Source organism: Undibacterium sp. Di27W, assembly GCF_049340345.1.
Lineage (GTDB): Bacteria > Pseudomonadota > Gammaproteobacteria > Burkholderiales > Burkholderiaceae_D > Undibacterium.
In genome coordinates, this window is record NZ_JBMPOS010000005.1 from 321107 (window position 1) to 344546 (window position 23440).

The following is a 23440-nucleotide window of genomic DNA, read 5'->3' on the forward strand; positions in this document are numbered from 1 at the left end:
AAGCAATCACTGCTTTGATTACGCAAATGTACAGGTGTAATTATTGGCTATGACAGAAGCACAAGATGCGTGGAATAAGGGAGGAAATACCCCCTTCCTCTTGGTAAGGAATGGGAAAAGGGGCAAGGAGAAGTAAATACCGGACTTTGCAGGTGCAAAAATACCAACTAAACAAGCCAAGCCTGGCTTGCGCATAAAACGACAAGGCAATGCTGACTAGCCTTCAAAAACGACCAGCCAGGCCTTACAAGCTCATGTCCTGAGCTTGTATAAAAATTTACTCTACAGCCACGCGCGTACCGCATTCTCCACAAAAACTGGCATCCACATCCACTGGCACGCCACAGGCACGGCAAGCCACGGCTGATTTGATCTTTTCCATGACTGCGGCGAGTTGCGCCTGCTCTTTCGCAGTATTGTCCGGCAATTGCTTGTTTTCTTTGGCCAAAGCTGCCACAGGATCAGCAAGGACTTTATTCATCATGCCAATTTTTTCTGCACGCTCTATATCTTTCGCAGATGTCGGTGCCACTACCATGGAATTTTGCTCGGCAAAAATTTTCAGGCTTTGCGCCAACTCTTCCGCATCTGTTTGCAAACCCCGCATGCCCGTCAATTGACGCGGTGAATTGCGTCCAAAAATGACGGTGTCGATTTCAGATACCCAGACGCGCAAACTCATGGATTCTATGTTGATGACTTTCTTGTTGGTTTGCAGATTGCCTGAAATCTGATTACCCATTTGCACGCTGGCAGTTTCAAAACTCCCTTGTATATCCACCCACATCAGTTTCGAGACAAAATCAAAGCGGCCCCAGAGTACATGGGCAGCGCGATAGCAATACATACCAACACCAAACAAGCTGCAAGTCAGGGCAATATTGGTCCAGATCGCCTCTCCTGCTAAAAGGGCGCGTGTCAATATGACAGCCACCAGGGTGCCGCTGACAACCAAAACAAATGCCAGCGCCGTCAAACAAGTCAGCCAGAAAAATTCCTTGCTTGCCAGTGCATGCTTAAGCCCTTCAGCCACCCGACCAGCTTGCGGGCAAGGCTGACTTTCTTCAAAAATCTCAGCTGTGAATTGTCCTTGCTGGCCTTCGATGATGGGTGAGCGACGCGTATATTTACGGTTGGGAATACGGCTAAACCATTTCTCCATCAAGATCCTGTCCAGCTCTTCCAGCATTTTATTCGGATGGGCGTTCATGGTGACGGTATCGACCACACGGGCCGCGCCTATCACTTGCGGTATGGGTTGCAACTGGTTTTTCAAAGCCAGGCCAAACACGGCGCAGGCCAGCAAGGCGCACAGCAAGGTAATCAATACCACACCGTTAATGGATAAATTGTCGATCTGCGGCAAATGCGATGCAAACAAACCCAGCACTACAGGCCCCAGGACAGCCAGTACGATAAGGATGATGAGACTAGTGATGCCAATATTGGCGGTTTCCTTGATGGGCCCGGTTGTGGTATTTGTCTGCGTCACCATGGGGCGCATGATCTGAAAAAAAGTAAAAGCCCCATACACCAGACCTATCCAGGCATTTGCTGCGCTTTGCCCAAATACCAGCCAGCAAAATAAAAAGCTGATCAGTGTCGCCGCCAGGGAAAGAAAATTATAAAACTGGGTCTGTGCAGAACTCTGTATCACCCAGGGGGCAAATATCAGTCGCGGCATCCATGAATACAATAAACCATTTAGTGGCCCGGTAGGTTCCTTGAGCAAAATTGCATTTTGTCGCAGGGTTTCCTTATAGTGACGCGCATCCACCGAGTCACCGTCCTTGTCATTGGCAAGCAGAGGTGCCAGGCTATCCGGTCGGTTGCGTCCAAAAAAATAGCGCAATTGTGTAAATGCGCGCGCCAGCAATAATATCCCTAGCAATAGCAGGATGATGGAAATGGCCACGACACCAAATACCGACAAGTCTGGCCCATGCGCCAAGCGCCCGCGTACGTCAAACATCACCCAGGTGCCAGCAAGCAGCATCAAGCCGCCAGAAATGATGCTGGCCAGATTTTCTACTTTATAAGGATTAGGAAACTCAAATACCTGGCTCTCAGTATTAAATTCATAGCTCATGCGCGCAACTCTTTATTTGAAAATTGTATAGAAACAGATCGTAAACTCCAGATGCAATACCTGGTGCATCATGAATTACTCGCCTTGCAGTCGCCTGGCTTTTTTTATCTTTGCCCTGGCCGCCGCATTATTTGGGTCCAGTGCCAAAGCACTTTGTGCAGTAGCAATGGCACGGTCATAATCGCCACTGGCCATGAAACTGTCGGAGCGCGCCAGCAAGGCGCTCACCTGCCCTCTGCCCATTGCTCCCATGTCTCCACCAAATGGTGCTGCACGCACAAACTCCTGGTTTTGTGCATGCAGGCCGCGTTGTCGTTTCCCTTGTGCAGACATGTCATTGTCGTAGTCATCTTCCTCATCAAAATCATCATCACCATTTTTTCTGGCTTTCTTTTTGACGTTCGGTACATTCGCCGTAACGATATCCGGCACCGCTGGCGGTATTGCCGCAGCAGGCGCTACTGCAACTGGCTCAGCCACGCTTGCTGGTGCTGGAATCACTGACGTCTCTGGCAGAGATGCGGGCACTACGTCTTTTATCACTGCAGTATTTGCAGATGCAGTTACAGGCATATCTGCTGCCACAGGCTGATTCACTGCAGTGGTTTTCTCATTCAAAGCCAGCTCATTTTTTGGCTTGGTTGAAGAAAACCAAAAATAGCCACCAGCCGAGGCAGCGATTACCAGCAGCACCGCTATTCCAGCAGCAATCACATGGGATGGCTGCATACTGGATTTGATGACATCACCAGAAACCGCAGGTATAGGGTTATGTACTTTGTTCTGTTCTACGACAGGGCTTACAGCAGGCCCGGATTGATCTGGCAAACTTGCAGTAAACGCCTCGGGCGGCACAGTTAAAGGAGGGGGTGATGAAGATGGCGATGCTGCCGCTGCCAGCAACGAGGCTGGCGGTGCTGACGAGACTTGATCATCGCCAAGATCAAGCGACGCAAGTGATGACGTGTTGACCTCATCGAGGGATATTTCTGTTATCTGATGTGAATCTGGTGAAGCCAGATCAATTGACACTGGCCTTGTGCTGTCTTTAAAGATCTCATCGTATTTATCGGCTACAGCGACTTCTGGTGCAGACGAAGAAACGGGACCAGCAACGCCAGTCCCGCATTTCTTGCAGAATTTTGCATCTGCTGCCAGCGGTGCCTGGCAGCTCGCACATGCTACCGGGTCACTGAGCACAGGTTTGGCATCCACACCCAGCGCCATTGTCGAACCACAGGATGTGCAAAATTTTGCTTCATCCTTATTTTCAATACCGCAGTTTTTGCAATTCAGCATACGTGTACATCCTGGTTGAGTGACATGGCATGATCTCAGAAAATTGCCATATGTTCAACCAGGTGTGCAAAACCCGGTCAGCTCAAAGCTTTAAGCCGTGCGGACCAGCGCTGGCACCGCAACCAGACGGTGTATGAAATACATCATGACTGCAGTGATCAGGACTGTACAAACCAAAATATCACCCAGCAAATCAAAGTGCAGGATAGCTCCGCCGGCAGGCTGGCTGACTATCATGCCAGCAACTACTGAGCCTACGCCGCCAGCGATTTGTTGCAGTGATGAGTTAATCGCCATGAAAGAACCGCGACTATCTGCTGTCGGCACTGCTGACATCATGGCCTGCGCAGGGATGATGCGGGAAAAAATACCCACAAACAGCAAGACATTGACCAGGATTACTATAGGCAAAGGTGTGACGCCAAGACGGGTATAAATGACCGCCATCACTATCGTCATTGCTGCACCGAATAAAAACACGCGGTACTTACCAAACTTGTCGCTCAGTTTGCCAACCATAGGGCCAGTCACGATGGCACCCAAGCCTGTCACCAGATAAATCATCGGCAAATCATGCATGGAGATACCCAGATTATTGACAGCAAAAGCACTACTAAATGGCATCAGCATATAACCACCTATGCTCAACAAACCAGTGGCAGCAAAAGCCAGCAAGTACCTTGGTGTAGCTATTGTGGTTTTCAAATGGTGAAAAGGACTGCGGTCAGGATGCAGTTGCAAATGCGCATCGATGGGTTTCAAATTCATGACGATGATCACACCCACAATGGCAGCTATTCCCACTATCATCATGAAAGGTGCATGCCATCCCCAGTGAGCGGAAAGGAAGAGGCCAATAGGCAATCCCAAAATCTGGCTACCTGCAAAAGCCGTTTGCAATACACCCATGACCCTGCCACGCATACTGAAAGGGAACAAGTCTGTTGTAATCGCCATCACGATAGAACCAATCACGCCACCAAACAAACCAGTGACAATGCGGGCGAATAACAGGAAGTAGAAATTAGGTGCAATACCACACAAGAAAGTACCCAGAATGAAGCCACAGTAAAAAAACATTAACAGCTTTTTGCGGTCAAAGCGGTCAGCAAAACCTGCTGCCAGAAAGCCCGCAATACCCGCACTAAACGCATAGGCAGATACGACGACACCGAACTGCGAAGGCGTGATATTCAAAGCCGGCATCAGGATCGCACCCAGCGGGGACATGATCATGAAATCGAGGATGATGGTGAACTGTAAAAACGCCAGTATGGCGAGGACAAATTTTTGATAGCCAGTGAATTGCACTGGCGCTTCTGTCGATGTAGCTTGAGTCATAGTTTCTTTCTTTGGGATCGAAGCTCAGATTTTTATGTTTACCTGAGCTCAAATTATTATGTAGCTCGTGTTGATTAAGCAGCTTCTCTATAGCTGTCTTTTTGTAGTAATACATCCTGGTTACCGGAAAAAAATTCCCTGAAAAACGGCACCGCTTCATAGGAATGAAAGATCTCAGTAAATTTCAGAGTCTCTGCTGCAGTCTGTGCATTCCGTTCGCGCATCTCGGCTTCATAGGCAGCAATTGCTGTGCGCATGTCTGTCGCCGGATCCAGTAACTGATTGGCCAGCACCAGGGCATCTTGCATGGCCATGTTCACACCCTCACCCGCATAAGGCGGCATGACATGGGCAGCATCACCCAGCATGGTCAGGTTAGACAAAGATGGCCAGCTTTGATCCAGCGGCGCACAAAATTGCGGACGCGGGATAAAAGGAAGCATGGCATGCCTGAATAATTCTGCCCAAATATCACTCCAGCCCTTGAACTCTTGCCTGAACCAAGTCAGGACCTGCTCGCGGTCAGAAAAATCTATCCCGCATTGTGTGCACCAATGTTGATCTGCTTTGTGCCCGGTATAAAAAGCGACACTGCCATCGCCCTTTAACACAATGAACAAAGTCTTTTCATCGTCGAGTACACAAATTTTTCCACCATCAAGCAATTCATATAATTCTGGAATAGTGCCTTGTATGTCAGCGACACTACCTTCAAGTACAGTCACGCCAGAATACTCAGGCTTGAGTGATGTGATGTAGGGACGCACTTTTGAATTCGCCCCATCGGCAGCGACGAGCAAATCAGCAGTAAATTTGTCGCCGTTTTCAAAGACAATTTCAACTGAGTCTTCTGATCTTTGCAAGGATGAAAAACGGGCATCCCACACCACCGTATCTTCTGCCAGTGCAGCCAGCAGCATGTCCCTCAAGGGGCCGCGATCTATTTCTGGCCTGTCACTGCTCTCAGTCTCAAGCTCGTCAATAATGACCGCAGCCTGCGCATCCACAAACAGCATTTTGTCGGCGCCAGGACGATATGCCTGCTCAAATACCTCCATCAAGCCAGCAGCTCGCAAGGCAGACAAACCCGAGCCTTCATTCAAATTCAGGGTTGCGCCCTGTACTCGGGCAAATTGATTGGCGTCCCTTTCAAATACCTTCACCTTCGCACCATGCATTTGCAACAGGCGAGCCAAAGTCAAACCGCCTGGCCCCGCCCCTATGATGGCAATCTGCTTGTCTTGTATTGAGCTTTGCTTGTGGATTTGTGTCATTACAATCGTCCCGGTTTGTTATCCATCTCATTGCCTGCTTTTATCGCATTATTTTTTGCCAAAAATGCATGCTTAATGGATAGACGTTTTGAAATTAGAAATATTGCAGAAGTCTCAGGATTTTTTTCCTGCTAAAAAAACTGACGTGTATCACTGACATGGATATCACTCGATATCACCAAACATTTCCTTGATTCGCATCATAATTTAACCAAGTTAAAAAGTAAAGTCACTTAATTTATTTATTCAAGTAACAAATCTGTTAAAATAAGGCATGAACACTATGTGGAGTCTTTGATGGGACTGAGGGAGTTAAAGAAAGCGAAAACCAGGAAGATGATTTCTGATCTGGCTACCGGGCTATTCATGGAAAAAGGCTATGACCAGGTCACGACAGCAGAAATTGCCCGACTGGCAGAGGTATCCGTACCTACGCTATTCAAGTATTTCCCTAGCAAAGAAACCCTGGTATTTGACGAAGAAGATGAGCGGGAAGAAAAATTGATCGCTGCCGTCACCGACAGGAAAGAAGGCGTGACCATCCTGGACGCCCTGCTTGAGCACTTTTCAAGCTATACGGTTTTCGACGCGAGTAAGAAAAAGCATGTGGCCGCCTTCAAGAAATTGATTTACAACACGCCAGATTTATATGTCTACGCAAAACAAATCTGGACGCGCTATGAAAAATCATTGGCTGTCACCCTACAGCAAGAAACAAAGCATCAACTTGAACAAGTCGAAGCCGAGGCTATCGCCCATTTCATACTGGATGCTTTCCATCGATCAAAAAGCGCGGATGACCCTAAAGCGTCCTTGTATGCCTTGTTCAATATCATCAAGAATGGCTGGAAAGAATAAGGCTCTTGAGTATTATTTTTTCAGGCAGGTAGTTGCGCCGCCAGGCTATTTTCTATGAATGCCCGGGCAGTGGTCGCTGCATAGCCTTGCGGCATGATATCGCCAGCAGCGCTGGCAAGTTGAAATGCTCCCTCCATAAATGCCAGCAAACCGGCAGCCAGTTCAGCCACACCATCCAGGGCCTTCTTCTGCGCTTGCAGGCATGCCGTCAGCAAGCCTTGTATCAAGAGCAGTTCAGCAGCAATGGCTTCCTGAAACACCGCACGCACCTCTGGCTGCCTGACAGCTTCAGCACCGATTACCACCCAGGCCGAGACAGCCTCAGGCATCGCGCCCTCTCCTTTTGCCAGACGGGCATTAATATATGCCAACAGCTTCTCTTGCGGTGTGCTTGCCGTTGCTGCCAGCAAGTCATAGCGGGCACGTGACATGGCCGCCAATAACTTGACCAGGTAGATCAGTATCTCACCCTTGCTCTTGAAATGATAATGTATCAAGCCCGGTGCCAAGCCAGCCTGCCGGGCGATTGCCAGTATGGTTGCCTTTTCATAACCATGCTCGGCCATGACAGACAGTAAGGCAAACACTATCTCTTTACGGCGCTGCTCGGTATTGGATTTTCTTGACATGAGAAAGGCTTGCTCATTATTTTGGTTATCAAACCAAATTCTACTTGTTTTCAAGTTAGTGCAAACACAATACAAGCACAAGAATGCAAACAAAGTTTTCCTAACTTAAGAACAAACAAAATTCGGACAATTGCAGACTACAATTTGCGCGCATTAAAACAGGAATTTTGAGACAGCATTTATATATCCATCTTCATGGCACAAGACACTGCCATGATGTCTATACAAAAAAACAATCTGCCTATCAAAATGCAAAAGCTGCGCCTTGCGCCGCATTTTTAGCAATACCATTTGGCAGTTGAGCTGTCGTTGAGAATATATATGTTGCACCGCTTCCCACGGTTTATCTGCCTTATCTTTTTATCTGTGTTGAGCTATTTGCCTGGCCCTGCTGCAAGTGCCGCAATTGCCACCAAAAAAACCGTCACAGTGAAGCTTTTCCTGCAAGAGAGCCTGGACATCCATGGTCGCCAACTCCCCCTGGACCGCGACCTGGAAGCCATACTGATTTATTTTGAACGCGAATCTGGCATACACTTTGATAAACAGTTATTGCCATGGAACCGTGCGCAACTCATGGCGCAAAATGGCGAAGGCATTATTTTTGGCATTTCAAAATCACCTGAACGCCTGAAGCTTTATCACTTTTCCATCCCCGTCGTCAGCGAAAAAATCTGGGCCATCACCTATGGTGACCCACGCCCTAACTTCCTTTCCCCGGAAGACTTGCGCGGCAAGACTGTCAGCGTAGGCCGAGGTTTCAGCCACGGCATGGATTTTGAAAAAGCCAAAAATGTGCTCTTCCAGGTACAGGAAGACTCTGCCTCATCCGCTGCCCGCTTTAAAAAACTGATGAACCATCGCAGCGATATCATGCTCTGGCCCATACGCCAACTACAACGCTCTGACCAGGTAGAAACCTATCTGCGTGAACAATTAATCCCCAGCTTCAATGACCCTGAGCTGACTGGCAAGACTTTCTATGTCTCTGCCAAGCCGGTGTTTTATGACACTACCCACTTCGCTGCCGCAAATGAGACTTACGAAGCAGAGATGACGAAATTAAATGAAGTCATACGCAGGGGAACAGCAAGCGGCAAATTGTCAAAATTGCTGGCGAAGTTTTATTGAGCTCTATGCTAAAAAAAAACGTAAAAAAACCCGCGAAAAAAGTCTAAAAAATTTCTAAAAAAATGCCGCACCAGCTTTCACATGGTGCGGCATTTTTTATAAGGAAGATCAAATCAACGACTGAATTCTTTCAGGCGCTCTTCTATCGTTTTCCCAGCTACCCAGTTACCAGAACCAAAACGCGATCTCATCGCCTTGTCTAGACTATCAATCCTGTCATTTGGTGAAGGATGGGTAGAAAATAGCAAACTGAAGTTACTGTCCTGCGCACTCTGGGATTGCAGGGTCTGGAGCACTGCGGGCAAGCCATAGGGATCATAGCCAGCGCGCGCTGCGATCACCACAGCGATGCGGTCAGCCTCGTATTCATCCCCCTTATCCAGGCCTTTGGAATACATTTCCCTTGCTGCCTTCAATGCCATTTCCTTGAATTCAGAAAAATTACCCTTTGCGTAGTTGCTGATCAAAAGATCGCCACCTATCCCTATAAACGCCTTGCTCTTCATCGCCGTCAAATAATGCTTGCGCAAAACATGTGCAATCTCATGGGATAAAACACCTGCCAGCTCACTCTCATTATGCATGCGCGCCAGTAAGCCCCTGGTCACAAAAATATTTCCACCTGGCGTGGCAAATGCATTGAAGCCATCATCATCCAGGACACCAAAAGTCCAGGGTAAATCTGGCCTTTCAGTTTGCAAAGTCAACCAGCGTCCCAGCGCATTCACATATTTTTGCGCAGCCACATCATTCCATAATGGCTTGGCACCCAGCAAAGTTGCAGCAAATTCCTGGCCTAAGGCGATTTCTTTTGGCTCGTCTATATCCTTGGTTTGTTCAAACAGGTTTTTCGCAGCGTCCACGCCCTTTCCTAGTCCACCACCCACGCCTTTCAAAAAATCGAATTGGGCAAAGGCTGGCAGACAACATGAAATCGCGAGACTGGCGATCAGTACTTTCTTCAAGGTGCGCATCTTAGTTATCTCCCTGCCTGGAATTTCTGGCTTGGTCCAAATACTCCATCTTGCTGCCAGATACTTGCGATCGTTGCGCAAAAGATTGTGCCGTACTCCTGTCTGCCGCAGCTCTTTGCATTTTTTGGTATTCAGGATAATTCGGTGTAGCCCGCGCCAGATCCGACTTGTCCAGGCCATTGACACCAGTACCAACGGAACCAGTATTGGAAGTGCGTCCAAGAATTTTTAAGGTGTTCACTGAATTGGCAGAACCATTGCTATCAAAGCGCAAAGACATCATTTCCACCCATCCCAATTGTCCGTTGGAAGTTTTAACCTGGTACCAGCCATATTGGTGCTGTATGGTATCGAGCCTGGTCTGGCTAGCCAGAGTTGCCAGGACAGCCGCATCAGCACTGGCTTTTTCTAACAAGGGTGTAGATCGTGTCGTTGATGCAGAATCTGCATAGGCAACACCGGCAGATGCCAGCATGGCTAACAACAAAATGGGGATTCTCATGCACTTGTCCTTTTGGGTTCATATAACTCAACTTCAGCAGCCCGCCCTTTTACAGGGAATGCACCACGAAAAATAAAATCAATGCCTGAATTTTGACAAGCCAGCATAGTGTCTTTGGTCACCAGGATACGTGAGACATCTTTGGTTAATCCCTCGACGCGACTTGCCAGGTTAACCGCGTCACCAATAGCTGTATAGTCAAGCTTGCGTTTTGCACCAATAAAGCCTACCACAGCAGACCCGGTGTGTACACCTATGCCAACATCAAATTCTGGCAAGTTAGCATCATCTGCCAGCAATTCTTGCTTAAAGGCAAGCAAATTATCTTCCATCTCCAGCGCCGCAGCGACGGCCCTTTTGGCGTGTTCTGGGTCATCCAGTGGTGCGCCCCAGAAAGCCATAATACAGTCGCCAATAAACTTGTCCAGCGTGCCGCCATGCCTCCAGACTACTTCCACTTGTCTTTCAAAATACCTGTTAAGCAGCCTGACCACTTCGTCAGGAGGCCGGCTTTCCGAGAGTGTAGTGAAGCCGCGTATATCAGAAAACAACAGACTGATTTCACGCGTCTGCCCCGAAAGACTCTCTACAGTCTCGCCATGATCGACAATTTTCCGCACTATCTCGGGATTCAAAAAGCGACCAAACAAAGATACTGTCCTGTCGCGTGTGCGACGCTCACGCAAAAACCCCGCAATTGCTGCTGATAAAAACCAGGCCCAGGCAAAAACAAGTGGTGTTGCTACAGGCAATATCCAGTACCTGACAACTAATTGGTCAGCCCCTATGATCGCCAGGCTCGTTACGACAGCAAGCCCGGCCCCAGTTAACACCGGGTTGACCCGACGCCGAAAAGCCAGCGCCAGCAAAGCAATTAATACCAATCCAAACATAAACAGCCATCCCGCAGCGACCTGATGCAGGCTACGGCCATTTTTCAGATTGTCCAAGGCAATCGCCAGAATATCTACGCCTGGATAATTCGGCCCCAGCGGTGTCAGATGATGATCAAACAAGCCACCTGCAGAAGACCCAATGACGATGATCTTGTTACGGAATAACTGATTCAATTGCGCTTCAACTGCAGGCGTCAAGTTTCGCCTGTCCTCGGTGAGTGTCTTGAACAAATCTGCATAACTAAACCTTTGATGACCTTCCAGCGGCCAAAACATTTGAATATTCTTGCCAGAAACCAGGGGCCAATTGAGGCCACGGGCAACCCTGGCAGGCAGGGAAGGCAAATGCCAGCCTGCCACGTCCGTGTACAGACGGTATCGTCGCAGGACACCATCGTCGTCATCAAGGCTATTGACCAAACCCAGACGCCAGGCCTTGCGTTCTATTGCCAGTGGCAATTGCAAGGCAACCCTGGCATCGGGCTTGCCCTTGTGCTGTATGGCAAAACTATCCGCAATGTCAGCCACGGGTATGGCTTCATTAGCTGCAGCATCCTGCAGCCGCAGGGCCAGCATATATGCATGCGGAAAATCCCTGATCTGGTCGGACAACATGGCGTCACTTTTGGGAGCAGCCAGATCAGGCACATTGAAATTGATATCAAATACCAGGGCCCGGGGTGACATGCCTAGCAATGCAGCCGTCAAAAACCCATGCACTTCGCGTTTCCAGGCCCACAAGCCAGCGATCTTTTGCATACCCAGCAAACTGGCATCATCGATATCAACGATGACGATGTCAGGATCAGCCTGGTAACCAGACGCATGACGCCGCAAATAAACATCCCCCAGGCGCGACTCTGTCGTTGCCAACAGGTGCAAGCCAAACAATTCGACACCCATCATCACGACCAATAACAGAGTCAGCGCGGCATACCAGCGCAAACTGGCACTACTGATGAAGGGAAAAAGTTTTTTGAGCATGCCGTAAGGGTGAGGTAATACACGCTGTCTGATTGTGAGTGAGTTTATACGGGATTTACCCGGACATTTACCAGCAAAAGGGGCAAACAGTCAAAAATGCAACAATCGGCGTGGATAGGTGTAGCATCAGGTAGACAAGCGAGCCTGTCCAGCAGTTGATGTCAGTTAAAAAACCACCATCTTGTTTCCCTGCAAAGGCCTAAACAGTTCTGCTATGATACCGCCGCCCTGCTTGCTTACTGCATGGCACAGGCGCTATTTTTCCTTTCATCCGCTTTCCAAAATCACTATGCCAGTTTTTCATCGCCTCCCTCAATTTTGTCTGTCACTGCTTTTGGCTAGTGCGTCCACAATATCTCAGGCACAACAAATTGTGCCCGGAGAGTACTTGAGTGAAGGTGCCTACAGTAAACTTAACATCGCCGCGGACAGCGCAGGCAAACTTATTTTCACCCTTAACTCCAAGGGTGAAGGCTCTTGCTCTATGAAGGGCGAAATCATAGGCGGTAAGGCGACGCTGCGCAAAAGTGGCATGAAACAAAACTGTGTTTTGCGTTTCACACAGAAAAAGAACGACATAGAGGTGGATGGCAATATTGATGTTTGCGAACAAAATTATTGTGATCTGGCCAGCATAGCCAGCCAGTATTTCCGCCCACCAGGCTGCAGCGCCCCGGAGCGCAGCCAGGCACGTAAAGAATTCAAGGTCCTGTACGACAAAAAAGACTATTCTGCAGCCATGGCCAAGCTTGACCCCGTCTTCGTCAATTGCGGCAAAATCCTTGAACCACTTGAGATGGGTTGGCTGCGCAATGACCTGGCATTGGTGCAATACAAATTGCAAATGCCAGAACGTTGCCTCGCAACGCTGCAACCGCTAGCAGAAGAAGCGGTGCAGCCAGACAATGTAATCATCAATAATTGTGAAGCATGTACTGATGAATTCAATCAAAAATATCTGTCCATGATTAAGGCTACCCGCACCAATCTACGCATGTGCAAATCAGGCAAATAAATATTCCAGGACTCACAGACGAAGAAGCCGAGGCAAACTTCAAGCTAAGTGATTACATTCAAGCCCAGTGGCTCTTGGGACAGGGGCAGGCTCAGCCACCATACCCCTGCCCCGGCTGATACCATACAGCGATTCATGCACACTATCTGCAAGGCAGGGCCGCTTCCAGCACTTGCGCGGCATTGGCTTTCTGGCCGACTTGTCTGAAGATTTTTTGAACTCCAGCAACTTAAATTTATACGACTGGTCGAAGACATGGACAGCAAGTTGAAACGAAAAATCAAGAAGAAATCCTCAACACCAAAATCGTGTTTTAAACCCATACCTACAATCTGATTTCATGCAAGCCAAAAGAATCAATGGCCTCGACACCCTGCGCGCCATCGCCATATTATTTGTACTCATGACGCATTACTGCGGTTTTGTCAGCAGGAAGCAAACTTTTGGTTTTTGGGGAGACATAGGCTGGGCAGGTGTCGATTTATTTTTTGTGCTGAGTGGCTATCTGATCGGTAACCAGATCATGTCTGCCGCAGCCAAGGGGCAAGCACTATCACTAAAGAATTTCTTCGCCAAACGCCTGCTACGCACCCTCCCCAACTATTACGTCGTGCTGGCAGCTTATTTTATTTTCCCCGTAGCGCCACTGACTGGACGCAGTACTTCATCCTTATGGCAGTTCCTGACATTCACGCAAAACATAGGTCTGGAATACGGTCAGACCTTCACTCATTCCTGGTCGCTATGCATAGAAGAACAGTTTTACCTGATACTGCCCATAGTCAGCCTCGTCCTGATCAGACTCAAGAGCCCGCTGTGGCTGGCCTGGGGCCTGCTCATTGCAGCGATAGGCGGCGGCATGCTTTTTCGTGGCATGGCATTTATGGATGGTCATCCTGCATTTGATGCACAAGTTTACTACTCCAGCTTTGGCCGCTTTGACGAATTGCTCCCCGGCGTCGCCATCGCCATGCTCAAAAACTTTCATGCAGGTTTATACGACAGACTCATGCGCCACGGCCAGGCCCTGCTCATCACCGGCCTGCTGGCCGCTGGCGGCATACTGTATTGCATCAGCAGCGATGACTACAGCAAACTCATGATCGTCAATACAATGGGCTTCTCACTCGTGGCCATCAGCTTCGCCATCCTCACCCTGGCCGCCCTCAGCCCCAACAGCTACCTGCACCGCCTGCGCCTGCCCGGTGCCGCGCAATTGGCGCTATGGTCGTATGCCATTTATCTGGTGCACAAACCTGTGTTCATGCTGATTGGTGTGGAATTGGGCAAACGGCACATAGATGCGAATGCGCCGCTGACTGTTGCCCTGGTTACTGCCGTGGGGGTGTTTGGTGGATGGTTGTTGTATCGACTGGTGGAGACACCGTTTATGAAAATACGAGCCCGCTGGTTTCCGAGTGAAAGCCAGTAAACTCAAACAAGTCGCGACATGACTTACGGTGATGGCAGAATTAGCGCATCCAGATAAAGTAAGGCTTTAGCCTCCGGCCAACTTCGCCAGGAAAGCGATGAATACAGCAATGACAAGTACTTTCCAGATCAAGCCACGCTGATACCAGGGCAAAGCATCTGTCATATCATTGCTGGTCGCTTTACGATTTGCAAGACGAAATTTGACGGCGTAATCCTCGTCAAGAAATCGAATCGAAATCACATCCATGTCCGGGTCAAATCGCATGGGCCAGACGCTACTGACCCTCCTCGCCCATACGATACCAGCGACGCCCAGCACTCCGATAAGAGGCAGCAGAGCGTACCAACCAACATCAGCAATAAAAGCCTTGGGACGGGTGATCAGCGGCAAAGTGAATAAGGCTGCCATAAATATCATCATATGCAGCAAACGCATCAAAGGGCTCTTATCAAGGATGATGTTAGCCAAATCAGTTTCTGAAGCGTGCTTCTCGCAGCCAGGGAAGGTCAAATACAGGACATCACTTTTCACCGTCATACCACCCAAAAGATTGGGCCTCACCGATTTCACCCGACCTAAGCGACTCGTTGTTTTATACAGTTTCCCCGTAGCCCCGCATTTGGGGCAGCACTGTGGCCAAACCAGTGGCGGAATATCTTCCTGAATTGCTACGCGTACGATTTGTGACACTTTATTTACTCCGTTTCAAATTGATATTTTCTTGCCCAGGCACACAAGACGTTTGGCAAGTCCAGGCTTGGCCTCATATTGGGCGACAGCATACCAAAACCATGAAGATAGTAAAAGAATAGCCTTTACTCAGCCCCTCAATGCCCAGGGAACGATTAATCACTTGCAAGGTTCAAATTTGCCAAAATTGAGAACTGACAGTACCATCGACTGCTTTTTTACCTGCAAGCGACCCAGCAACATGAAAAAAATCAGCGCCTACCTGGCTTTACTATGCATCACTGCATCAGCCCAAGCCCTTCAAGTTCACAACCTTGAACTCAAGGAAACCCCACCACTAAAACCACTGAATACCTGTAAAGGTTCAGATGGAGTGACCCGGAGCCAGATTGAACCTTGTGGGCCCGGCGAAACGGCCATAACCGGCTACGTCGAGGTAGGAGGAAGCGACAGCACTGCCAAACCCGCCCAGAGTAACGAAGCACAGGTCAAAACCGGCGAATCCAGAGACAATGCTAGGGCAAAAAATGAATCCAGCATTGAGAGTCAAAGTGAATTAAAAAGTAATTTATGGAAACGACTTGGCAAATGGCTAGGTTTTGCGCTGGTTATAGGCCTGGTGGCGATCTTTTTAAAGAGATCGTTTTTTGTTTGGTTTATTCTGGGGCTGCTATTAAGGATGGTTCTGGTGGCACTGAATGTGATGCAGCTGTAGATTACCGCAGATGAAAACACGATATTGCCAACTTCGACCAAGCGCATTTTTTCCTTTATATTGCTCGGGTCGGACAAAGTAATACTGCCAGGGATTAAGGTTTTTCTGATTTAACCGGGTTCAGCATCTTTGCGACATCTACAAATTTTTCAAACGCTTTGGGGTCAAATTCAGATGGAGCAGCTTTTGAAAACGCGCTTTCTGTAGCAATGTTCCAGTTCTCGAAAATATCCAGAAGCTCTTTTCGCTCTACCGTGCTACCGTAAATTTCCAGGTAAAGCTTGCCGAAGTTAATCGCATGCGCTCTGTCAGATCGTTTGATTGCCTCATGAATGTAGGCATTGCTAACCGCAAAAGCGTGTTTAGCCCATAGACTCAAAACTCCAAGAACAATCAATCCTTTAAAAGCAATGAATAACATCATAGGCCAGCTTATTTCTTGCTCTGTTTTCCCAAAAACTCCACTGCCAAATATAGCAATTCCTATAGTTACAACAACGGCGGCGAATAATATGAATGATCCAAAAATACTCCACCAAAATGCTTTTTTTTTGTATTGTTGAGTACTGAGTTCTAATCCAGCAATAGAAAACGTTACATATTCAGGGACTTTTTGCTCAATCCTTTTTTGAACAAGTTCCTTATTAGCCTCTTCAATTTCGGCGAGTCGCTTCGCGAGTTCTGCTTCCTTCAGATTCAAATCTGCTTGCCGTTGGTGTAGATTCTCTTCAATTGCCATTTGATTCGAATTAGGTGACTCCAAAGACAATCGCTCATTGCCTGACCGCCATTTTTGATCAGATGGAAATAGAATTGAATGCCTGAACGAGTCCAAAAATTTGTATGCTTCACCCGTTTGTTTTCTTGAACTCGTCTTTACATTAGTTATTCCCAATGCATCATCGACACTAGCGCTTTCTAAATTCTCAACTCGAAATTTGGACAAGCTTCTCTTGACATCGAAATAATTTTTCCAATTTGCATACCGTTCACGTTGCATTTCGGAAATAAGTAGTTCTACATTTTCTAGCGGCAATCCGGATTCGGCGATACTAAGGATTAGCCTGTCACTCAAGAACACCCCTAACACAGCTAGTCTGTTTGGACTCATCAAAGTGAGGAAATTTGCTATTTGACTAATTTCGAACTTTTCCATGAATCGCCCTAGTTCTTGGGGCGAAATAAATTCAATAAGCTTCGCAATTCCATCCGCACCCGCGAAATCAAGAATTCGCGTCCACATACTGGCATCAGAAGTCACAAGTAAATTGTTTAGATCGTACCCTTCACTATTCAAGATCCATTCTTTCACACCCTTTGGATCCATAAGAAATAGTTTCTCTCTTGTCATTAACTCTGTTGACATTCCTCGCTCCGATTGTAATTCGTCGTAACACACCAAATAGATTCATAAAAGCGAAGAGTCGTCAACTGCGCCATGAATCAAACAATTGCTACAAAGATAGTATCAATCAACATTGAAATTATCAATCAATCAACCTTAAATAGCGATAATTCATAACTCCCGCTGGCCATATCTTCCTCCCCCTCCCCATCCACTTCAGGCACAGTCTTTGACTGCACCACCACCGTAGTAATTTTGCGAATATTCACGATAGATTCTGCCCGCAACTCTATCCATGCCCGCACTTCAACCTCGCCGTCTGCCAGGTTTGCTGCCTTATCTTGTTTTGTACTCAAACGCCCTACTTTATTCAGTAAATTCCTCGCCCGAGCCAGCCCAGCTACGTATGAATTTCTTTAATCTCGATACCATGGACCGTTTACATCAAGTGCCGCTTGATCTTGTATCCTACTATCAGTTTACCCTTCATGTCCTTAACGGTCTTGCTGCTGATCTAGACATACGAAAAATCGAAGTTGTCACTTGCTTTTGTGAGCCGGGTCAACATCGTCTGTAAGCGCGCCTTACCCATTCACCGTCAGCAAGATGCGAACTGCGTTTGGTAATGCGAGGAAAACTGCATCTGCAAAATACCCAGGGCTAGCGGAAGAAATAAAGGTGTTCCAATTTAAAGATTTAGGAGCAAAAGCAGAAAGTGATAAAGAAGAGAGTCCGGGAATGCCAGCCGCGCAGGCATAATTAGGGCACACGACATCAATGATGACAGCCAATTATGCACGACCTAGAAAAGGGAAGTTAGTGCCACCAACAAAATAGTTTTGCGGAACTGACGAGCGTCAGAAAGTTAGTGAGTACTATCAAGGAAATGTAATGTGGTGCCCGAGGCCGGAATCGAACCGGCACGCCCGCTATTAACGAAGCGGCGGATTTTAAGTCCGATGTGTCTACCAGTTTCACCACTCGGGCCCACTACTACAACCTGCTTAGCGAAACGCTAAGTCGGGTTCTGGAAAAAAAGCGCTCTAAAGCGCTTTTTGTATTTGGAGGCGGGGGTCGGGATCGAACCGGCGTCTACGGCTTTGCAGGCCGCTGCATAACCACTTTGCTACCCCGCCAGGGGTGCTATCTCTGCGTCTTCTCTCGTGTGATTTTATCACGCTTGATGCTCGCTGAAATGCGGTGCAACTTGAACAAAAAAGGGAAGCTTTGCTTCCCTTCAGAATCTGGAGCGGGAGAAGAGTCTCGAACTCTCGACCTCAACCTTGGCAAGGTTGCGCTCTACCAACTGAGCTACTCCCGCAGATGTGCTACTGATACTTCTGGTACTACGCCATTTTGGAGCGGGAGAAGAGTCTCGAACTCTCGACCTCAACCTTGGCAAGGTTGCGCTCTACCAACTGAGCTACTCCCGCATTTTTACTACCGTGCTACTTTACTGCTTTTCGCTGCCATTCCAAAAACTTTGGAGCGGGAGAAGAGTCTCGAACTCTCGACCTCAACCTTGGCAAGGTTGCGCTCTACCAACTGAGCTACTCCCGCATTGCGAAGACCAGAATTATATATCATCCAGCCATTCTGTCAACCACCCATTCGAAGATCATTGCACGCTTACTTCACGTTTATCCCATTCTGTCGGTCGTTTCCTTGATCAGGGGCCATGCTTTGCGCAGGTAATAGAACATGGACCAGACTGTCAGAACTGCAGCAATCAGCAATAACCATGAGCCCAGCAGCTTGGTATCAACGCCAAACAGCATGTCGTAATACAGCAGCATGGGGATGGCCACCATTTGTGCCGTGGTCTTTATCTTGCCCAGTGAGCTGACCGCGACAGATTTGGATGCACCTATCTGCGCCATCCATTCGCGCAAGGCAGAGATGGTGATTTCGCGGCCTATGATGACAAAGGCGATCACGGCATTGACGCGGTCCAGCTGCACCAGCACCAGCAAAGCACCAGCCACCATGAGTTTGTCAGCCACGGGGTCAAGAAAGGCGCCAAATGAGGATGTCTGGTTCCACCTGCGTGCCAGGAAACCGTCAAACCAGTCAGTCACTGCCGCAACTATAAAAACCGTGGTGGATGCTAAACCTTTTTCAAAAGGGTTGAGCCAGAGATCAGGCAGGTAAAAAACACCGACTACCAGCGGTATCAATGCAACACGTAACCAGGTCAGCAGGATAGGGAAATTGAAAGGCATGTCTTTTTATGGTTTTTATCTGAGGTTTGCTGCAAAAGCACTGACGACAATGTCAGCGCTTGTTGCAATTATATTTCTCTATCGCAGCCGCTTGTAAATTTCTTCTGCCAATTGGCGGGAAATACCTTCGACACTGGCCAAATCGGCGACGCTGGCATCACTGACCCCTTTTAAGCCACCAAAACGCACCAGCAGACGCTGGCGACGTTTTGGGCCTATGCCCTCTATCTCTTCCAGTTGCGAAGTCTGCCTGGCCTTGTCGCGCTTGGCACGCATGCCCGTGATGGCAAAGCGATGGGCCTCGTCACGTATGTGAGCGATCAGCATGAGTGCGGCGGATTCCTTGCCCAATTCTTTTTCGGCACGGCCATCAACGAACACCAGGGTTTCGAGGCCAACCTTGCGGCCCTCGCCTTTTGCCACACCAACGATGAGGCTGATATCGAGACCAAGCTCAACAAAGACTTGCCTGGCTATCTCGACCTGACCTTTACCACCGTCGATTAAAACGATATCAGGCATACGGCGTTCACTAAGCTCGTCACTGTTTGCGACTTTTTCATAGCGGCGGAACAGTACCTGGCGCATGGCGGCATAATCATCGCCGCCGGTAATATCCTTGATATTGAAACGGCGATATTCACTATTTTGCATGGCGTGATGATGAAACACCACGCAAGATGCCTGCGTGGCTTCGCCCTGTGTATGGCTGATATCAAAACACTCAACACGCAATTCTTCAAGGTTTTCTACCTCCAGCTCCAGTACGCTTGCGAGGGCACGGGTGCGGGCCTGTTGCGAGCCCTGCTCTGAGAGCATGCGGGCCAGTGCCAGTTTGGCACCCTTGACAGCCATATCCAGCCAGGCGCGACGTTGCTCTTGCGGCTGGAAGGACAAGTGGATGCGGTGACCACATTGCTCGGCCAGTGCCAGTATGAGATCAGGCGCATCGAGTTCCACATTCATGACCAGTGTCGACGGAATGAATTGATCGACATAGTGCTGTGCCAGAAATGCAGAGATCACCTCGACTTCAATTTCATTTTCTGCAACGCTGAGGGCATCATCGACATGGGTAGGGAAATAAGCGCGGTCCCCCAGATGTCGCCCTCCTCTGACCATGGCCAGGTTGACGCAGGCACGACCGCCCTCCACGACCACGGCCAGGATATCGATATCGACATCGCCGGCGGTTTCCATGCTTTGCTGGTGTAAGACTTTGGACAAGGCCTGCATTTGATTGCGTACCGAGGCTGCCTGTTCGAATTTGAGTTCCATGGAAAAATCCAGCATCTTTTTTTCCAGGGTCTGCATGACTTCGAGCTGGCGACCACGCAAAAAGTCGGCGGCATTATTGACGTCTTGCTGGTAGTCTTCTTTCGCAATGATATCGACACAAGGAGCACTGCACCGACCGATCTGGTGCAACAGACATGGGCGGGTGCGGTTGGCAAACACGCTGTCTTCGCAACTGCGCAGCAAAAAAACCTTCTGCAAAATTTGCATTGATTCCTTGACCGCCCAACTGGATGGAAATGGCCCGAAGTATTGATGTTTTTTATCGATCGCACCACGGTAATACATCATGCGTGGTGTTTTCTCTGTGGTGATTTTCAGATAGGGATACGACTTGTCATCACGGAACAGGATGTTATAGCGCGGCTTTAATGCCTTGATGAGATTGTTTTCAAGGATCAGTGCCTCAGCTTCGCTGCGGGTGACTGTCGTTTCGAGCTTGGCGATTTTCTCTACCATCATCGCGATGCGCGGGCTGGAGAGGTTTTTGAGAAAATAACTGGAGACGCGTTTTTTCAAGTCACGCGCCTTGCCGACGTACAGTACCTGGTCATTGCTATCGAAATAGCGATATACACCCGGCAGGTTGGGCAATTTAGCAACCAGATCGAGCACTTGCTGGCGCGCTTCTGAGATATTTGGTTCAGTCATGATGCAATCAATCTGCGGCGCTGATAGGAAGTAGAAGTCGCTACTTTAGCAGGGATTGTTCAATTCAATGATGACGAAGGCTATGGCGTAATCAGTTTCATCACTGACGGAGATACTCGCCTTCAGGCCACGCTCTTGCATCCATTGCCGCATATTGCCGTTTACCTGCACGACGGGCTGGCCCTGATCGTTATTCAGTGTCTGCATGGCATGCCAGTTCATGGGGTCGCGCATGCCCATACCCACGGCTTTGGAGAAAGCTTCTTTTGCGGCGAAACGGGTAGCCAGATAACGCAGGCCACGCGCCTCCACCAGAGCTTTACGCTCGCGATAAATCGTCAGCTCTTCTGGACCCAGGATTTTTTCAGCAAAGCGTTCACCGTTACGCGCAATGGCTTCTTGCATGCGCGAGATTTGTACGATGTCGGTGCCTATGCCGTAAATCATGTCAGGCTGCTCTGTGTAATGTAGTCAGTCTGGCTTTGACCATCAAGGCCTTCATATCGCTGATGGCTTTTTGCCAGCCCACGAACAAGGCCTGGGCGACGATGGCGTGGCCTATATTCAATTCTGAAATTTCTGGGATAGCCGCAATCGCAGCGGTGTTAGTCATGTGCAAGCCATGCCCCGCGTTGACTTTCAAACCATGACGTATGCCTGCGATAGCGGCTTGTGTTATGCGCGCCAGCTCCAGTGTTTGCACCACGGGATCATGCGCATCCGCATAACGTCCAGTATGCATTTCTATGACGCTTGCGCCTGCTTCTGAGCTGGCCTGTATCTGCTGCTCATCTGCATCGATGAATAGCGACACACGTATGCCTGCCGCCTGCAATTGCCGGACTGCGGCCTGCACTTTGGCAAAATCACGGGCAACATCAAGGCCACCTTCTGTCGTCACTTCTTCACGTCGCTCTGGCACCAGGCAAACATCCTGTGGCAGGATGCGGCATGCCAGATCCAGCATTTCATTATTGACTGCGGTTTCCAGGTTCATGCGCGTCAAGATGCGCGGACGCAACTGTTCTACGTCTGCATCGCGGATATGCCTACGGTCTTCACGCAAATGCAGGGTGATGCAATCTGCGCCTGCCTCTTCTGCCAGCAAGGCGGCTTGCAAGGGATCTGGGTAAGTCGTACCGCGCGCATTGCGCAGAGTAGCAACGTGGTCGATATTCACGCCCAGTTCTATCAACTGGCTTTGTTGATGGATATTCATAGATTTTGCAAATCGATCAGTATTTGCCGTGTGTTCAGTGCAGCGCCATGCAAGTGATGAGCAAGCAAAAAGCGCATCAGCAGCTTGCTTTGTAATTGTGTGCTTTGCTCAGTATAGTCGCCGCGCTGCATGGCCAGCAAAGTCTTGCCACTGACCCTGGGCACATTGTCCGCAGGCATGGCTGGCCTGGGGCCGCGTTCGGGGTCGAGTACATAAAATTGTTCAACCTGTACACGCTCACGTTGTTGCGTACAGCGCGTCAGGTCGCCCAGCAAGCCGGACTCTCGTAACAATGCCAGCTCAAAACGACGCAAGACGATGGTGGCAGGCTCATCATGAGCAAGCTGGTTCAGCGTGGAGACGTACAGGTCAAACAATTCCGGGTGCGCTTCATCGCGCATGAGGAACTTGACCAATAATTCATTGAGGTAAAAACCACATAACAAGGCAGATTTTTCCAGTGGCAGCATGCCGCCTACCCAGTCTGCCGTAGTCAGGGTGCGGATTTCACCCTTGCCTGTCCAGCCCAGTTGCAAGGGCTGAAAAGTTTGCAAGACACTACGCAATTGTGAATGCGGGCGCTTTGCACCCTTGGCAACCAGGGCAATGCGGCCATGGTCACGCGTCAATACATCGATGATGAGGCTGGTTTCTTTGTAGGGCCAGGAATGCAGGACAAAGCCTGGCTGTTCCAGTATGCGTAAGTCTTTGGCGGGGGATTTGCTGGCAGCACGCGGAGTTGCTGAAGTTGCTGAATTTGCTTTGGGAGCACGTGGGCGTGCAGCAGTTTTTTTGACAGCAGGCGGCGCTGGCGGTACAGCCGCCGCATCTGCTACGGCGCTGTCTTCCTGCACGGCGACTGCCTGCTCATCCAT

Annotated in this window: 21 protein-coding genes and 5 tRNA genes; 5 read left to right on the forward strand and 21 right to left on the reverse strand. The window is 49.0% G+C overall.

The window, feature by feature from the left end; all coding sequences use genetic code 11:
- Positions 1-277: 277 nt before the first annotated feature.
- The 4 genes from ACO0LF_RS13055 to ACO0LF_RS13070 all read right to left on the reverse strand — a co-directional run bounded on the left by ACO0LF_RS13055 (position 278) and on the right by ACO0LF_RS13070 (position 6003).
- Positions 278-2089: a hypothetical protein gene (locus ACO0LF_RS13055; protein ID WP_423014529.1), complete on the reverse strand. Its 1812-nt coding sequence runs from the start codon at positions 2087-2089 to the stop codon at positions 278-280.
- A gap of 75 nt (positions 2090-2164) precedes the next feature.
- Positions 2165-3388 carry a zinc-ribbon domain-containing protein gene (locus tag ACO0LF_RS13060; RefSeq protein ID WP_423014531.1) on the reverse strand — a complete coding sequence of 408 codons (1224 nt, stop codon included), beginning with the start codon at positions 3386-3388 and terminating at the stop codon, positions 2165-2167.
- A 90-nt stretch (positions 3389-3478) separates the two neighbouring features.
- Positions 3479-4729 (reverse strand): MFS transporter, encoded by a 1251-nt coding sequence (locus ACO0LF_RS13065; RefSeq protein ID WP_423014533.1) that lies wholly within the window; start codon positions 4727-4729, stop codon positions 3479-3481.
- A 74-nt stretch (positions 4730-4803) separates the two neighbouring features.
- Positions 4804-6003, reverse strand: coding sequence for an FAD-dependent oxidoreductase (locus tag ACO0LF_RS13070; RefSeq protein ID WP_423014535.1), 1200 nt, complete (start codon positions 6001-6003; stop codon positions 4804-4806).
- Positions 6004-6300: 297 nt separating this feature from the next.
- Between ACO0LF_RS13070 and ACO0LF_RS13075 the strand changes: the two genes are divergently transcribed.
- Positions 6301-6861, forward strand: coding sequence for a TetR/AcrR family transcriptional regulator (locus ACO0LF_RS13075; protein WP_423014537.1), 561 nt, complete (start codon positions 6301-6303; stop codon positions 6859-6861).
- A 20-nt stretch (positions 6862-6881) separates the two neighbouring features.
- Here ACO0LF_RS13075 and ACO0LF_RS13080 read toward each other — a convergent pair whose 3' ends face one another.
- Positions 6882-7490, reverse strand: a complete 609-nt coding sequence (locus tag ACO0LF_RS13080; RefSeq protein WP_423014539.1) for a TetR/AcrR family transcriptional regulator — start codon at positions 7488-7490, stop codon at positions 6882-6884.
- Between the two features lie 321 nt (positions 7491-7811).
- Here ACO0LF_RS13080 and ACO0LF_RS13085 point away from each other — a divergent pair, with 321 nt between their 5' ends.
- The gene (locus tag ACO0LF_RS13085; RefSeq protein WP_423014541.1) at positions 7812-8621 is read left to right on the forward strand and encodes a substrate-binding periplasmic protein; all 810 of its coding nucleotides are present in this window, start codon (positions 7812-7814) and stop codon (positions 8619-8621) included.
- 113 nt (positions 8622-8734) lie between these two features.
- On the opposite strand, the gene ACO0LF_RS13090 is transcribed toward ACO0LF_RS13085, so the two are convergent.
- Genes ACO0LF_RS13090 through ACO0LF_RS13100 form a run of 3 tightly spaced genes read right to left on the reverse strand, consistent with a single transcriptional unit; the run spans position 8735 to position 11977 of the window.
- Positions 8735-9595 carry a M48 family metallopeptidase gene (locus tag ACO0LF_RS13090; protein ID WP_423014543.1) on the reverse strand — a complete coding sequence of 287 codons (861 nt, stop codon included), beginning with the start codon at positions 9593-9595 and terminating at the stop codon, positions 8735-8737.
- A 1-nt stretch (position 9596) separates the two neighbouring features.
- Entirely contained in the window at positions 9597-10097 is a 501-nt protein-coding gene (locus ACO0LF_RS13095) for an SH3 domain-containing protein (RefSeq protein ID WP_423014545.1), read from the reverse strand.
- Complete coding sequence (locus ACO0LF_RS13100; RefSeq protein ID WP_423014547.1) at positions 10094-11977, reverse strand: CHASE2 domain-containing protein; 1884 nt, start codon at positions 11975-11977, stop codon at positions 10094-10096. The genes ACO0LF_RS13095 and ACO0LF_RS13100 overlap by 4 nt, the downstream gene beginning before the upstream one ends.
- A gap of 388 nt (positions 11978-12365) precedes the next feature.
- Here ACO0LF_RS13100 and ACO0LF_RS13105 point away from each other — a divergent pair, with 388 nt between their 5' ends.
- Together ACO0LF_RS13105 and ACO0LF_RS13110 are read left to right on the forward strand one after the other, a co-directional pair.
- Complete coding sequence (locus ACO0LF_RS13105; RefSeq protein ID WP_423014549.1) at positions 12366-12992, forward strand: hypothetical protein; 627 nt, start codon at positions 12366-12368, stop codon at positions 12990-12992.
- 340 nt (positions 12993-13332) lie between these two features.
- On the forward strand, positions 13333-14424 hold the full coding sequence (locus tag ACO0LF_RS13110) for an acyltransferase family protein (protein WP_423014551.1): 1092 nt from the start codon (positions 13333-13335) through the stop codon (positions 14422-14424).
- Positions 14425-14490: 66 nt separating this feature from the next.
- Here the strand turns inward: ACO0LF_RS13110 and ACO0LF_RS13115 are convergent, their stop codons facing one another.
- Positions 14491-15117 (reverse strand): hypothetical protein, encoded by a 627-nt coding sequence (locus ACO0LF_RS13115; RefSeq protein ID WP_423014553.1) that lies wholly within the window; start codon positions 15115-15117, stop codon positions 14491-14493.
- A 241-nt stretch (positions 15118-15358) separates the two neighbouring features.
- On the opposite strand from ACO0LF_RS13115, the gene ACO0LF_RS13120 reads away from it, so the two are divergent.
- The gene (locus ACO0LF_RS13120; RefSeq protein WP_423014555.1) at positions 15359-15832 is read left to right on the forward strand and encodes a hypothetical protein; all 474 of its coding nucleotides are present in this window, start codon (positions 15359-15361) and stop codon (positions 15830-15832) included.
- 94 nt (positions 15833-15926) lie between these two features.
- Here the strand turns inward: ACO0LF_RS13120 and ACO0LF_RS13125 are convergent, their stop codons facing one another.
- From ACO0LF_RS13125 to recO, 12 genes are all read right to left on the reverse strand, one after another.
- Positions 15927-17198, reverse strand: a complete 1272-nt coding sequence (locus tag ACO0LF_RS13125) for a hypothetical protein (protein WP_423014557.1) — start codon at positions 17196-17198, stop codon at positions 15927-15929.
- A gap of 125 nt (positions 17199-17323) precedes the next feature.
- Complete coding sequence (locus ACO0LF_RS13130; protein WP_423014559.1) at positions 17324-17533, reverse strand: hypothetical protein; 210 nt, start codon at positions 17531-17533, stop codon at positions 17324-17326.
- A 538-nt stretch (positions 17534-18071) separates the two neighbouring features.
- A tRNA-Leu gene (locus ACO0LF_RS13135) sits at positions 18072-18164 on the reverse strand.
- Between the two features lie 75 nt (positions 18165-18239).
- Positions 18240-18313, reverse strand: a tRNA-Cys gene (locus tag ACO0LF_RS13140).
- Positions 18314-18422: 109 nt separating this feature from the next.
- A tRNA-Gly gene (locus tag ACO0LF_RS13145) sits at positions 18423-18498 on the reverse strand.
- 36 nt (positions 18499-18534) lie between these two features.
- Positions 18535-18610 (reverse strand) — tRNA-Gly (locus ACO0LF_RS13150).
- Positions 18611-18661: 51 nt separating this feature from the next.
- A tRNA-Gly gene (locus ACO0LF_RS13155) sits at positions 18662-18737 on the reverse strand.
- 80 nt (positions 18738-18817) lie between these two features.
- The gene (pgsA, locus tag ACO0LF_RS13160; RefSeq protein ID WP_423014561.1) at positions 18818-19399 is read right to left on the reverse strand and encodes a CDP-diacylglycerol--glycerol-3-phosphate 3-phosphatidyltransferase; all 582 of its coding nucleotides are present in this window, start codon (positions 19397-19399) and stop codon (positions 18818-18820) included.
- 78 nt (positions 19400-19477) lie between these two features.
- A complete protein-coding gene (gene uvrC, locus ACO0LF_RS13165; RefSeq protein WP_423014563.1) occupies positions 19478-21346 on the reverse strand; it encodes an excinuclease ABC subunit UvrC in 1869 nt (622 codons plus the stop codon).
- A gap of 45 nt (positions 21347-21391) precedes the next feature.
- Positions 21392-21793: a holo-ACP synthase gene (gene acpS / locus ACO0LF_RS13170; RefSeq protein WP_423014565.1), complete on the reverse strand. Its 402-nt coding sequence runs from the start codon at positions 21791-21793 to the stop codon at positions 21392-21394.
- A 1-nt stretch (position 21794) separates the two neighbouring features.
- The gene (gene pdxJ, locus ACO0LF_RS13175) at positions 21795-22565 is read right to left on the reverse strand and encodes a pyridoxine 5'-phosphate synthase (RefSeq protein WP_423014567.1); all 771 of its coding nucleotides are present in this window, start codon (positions 22563-22565) and stop codon (positions 21795-21797) included.
- A complete protein-coding gene (gene recO, locus ACO0LF_RS13180; protein WP_423014569.1) occupies positions 22562-23440 on the reverse strand; it encodes a DNA repair protein RecO in 879 nt (292 codons plus the stop codon). The genes pdxJ and recO overlap by 4 nt, the downstream gene beginning before the upstream one ends.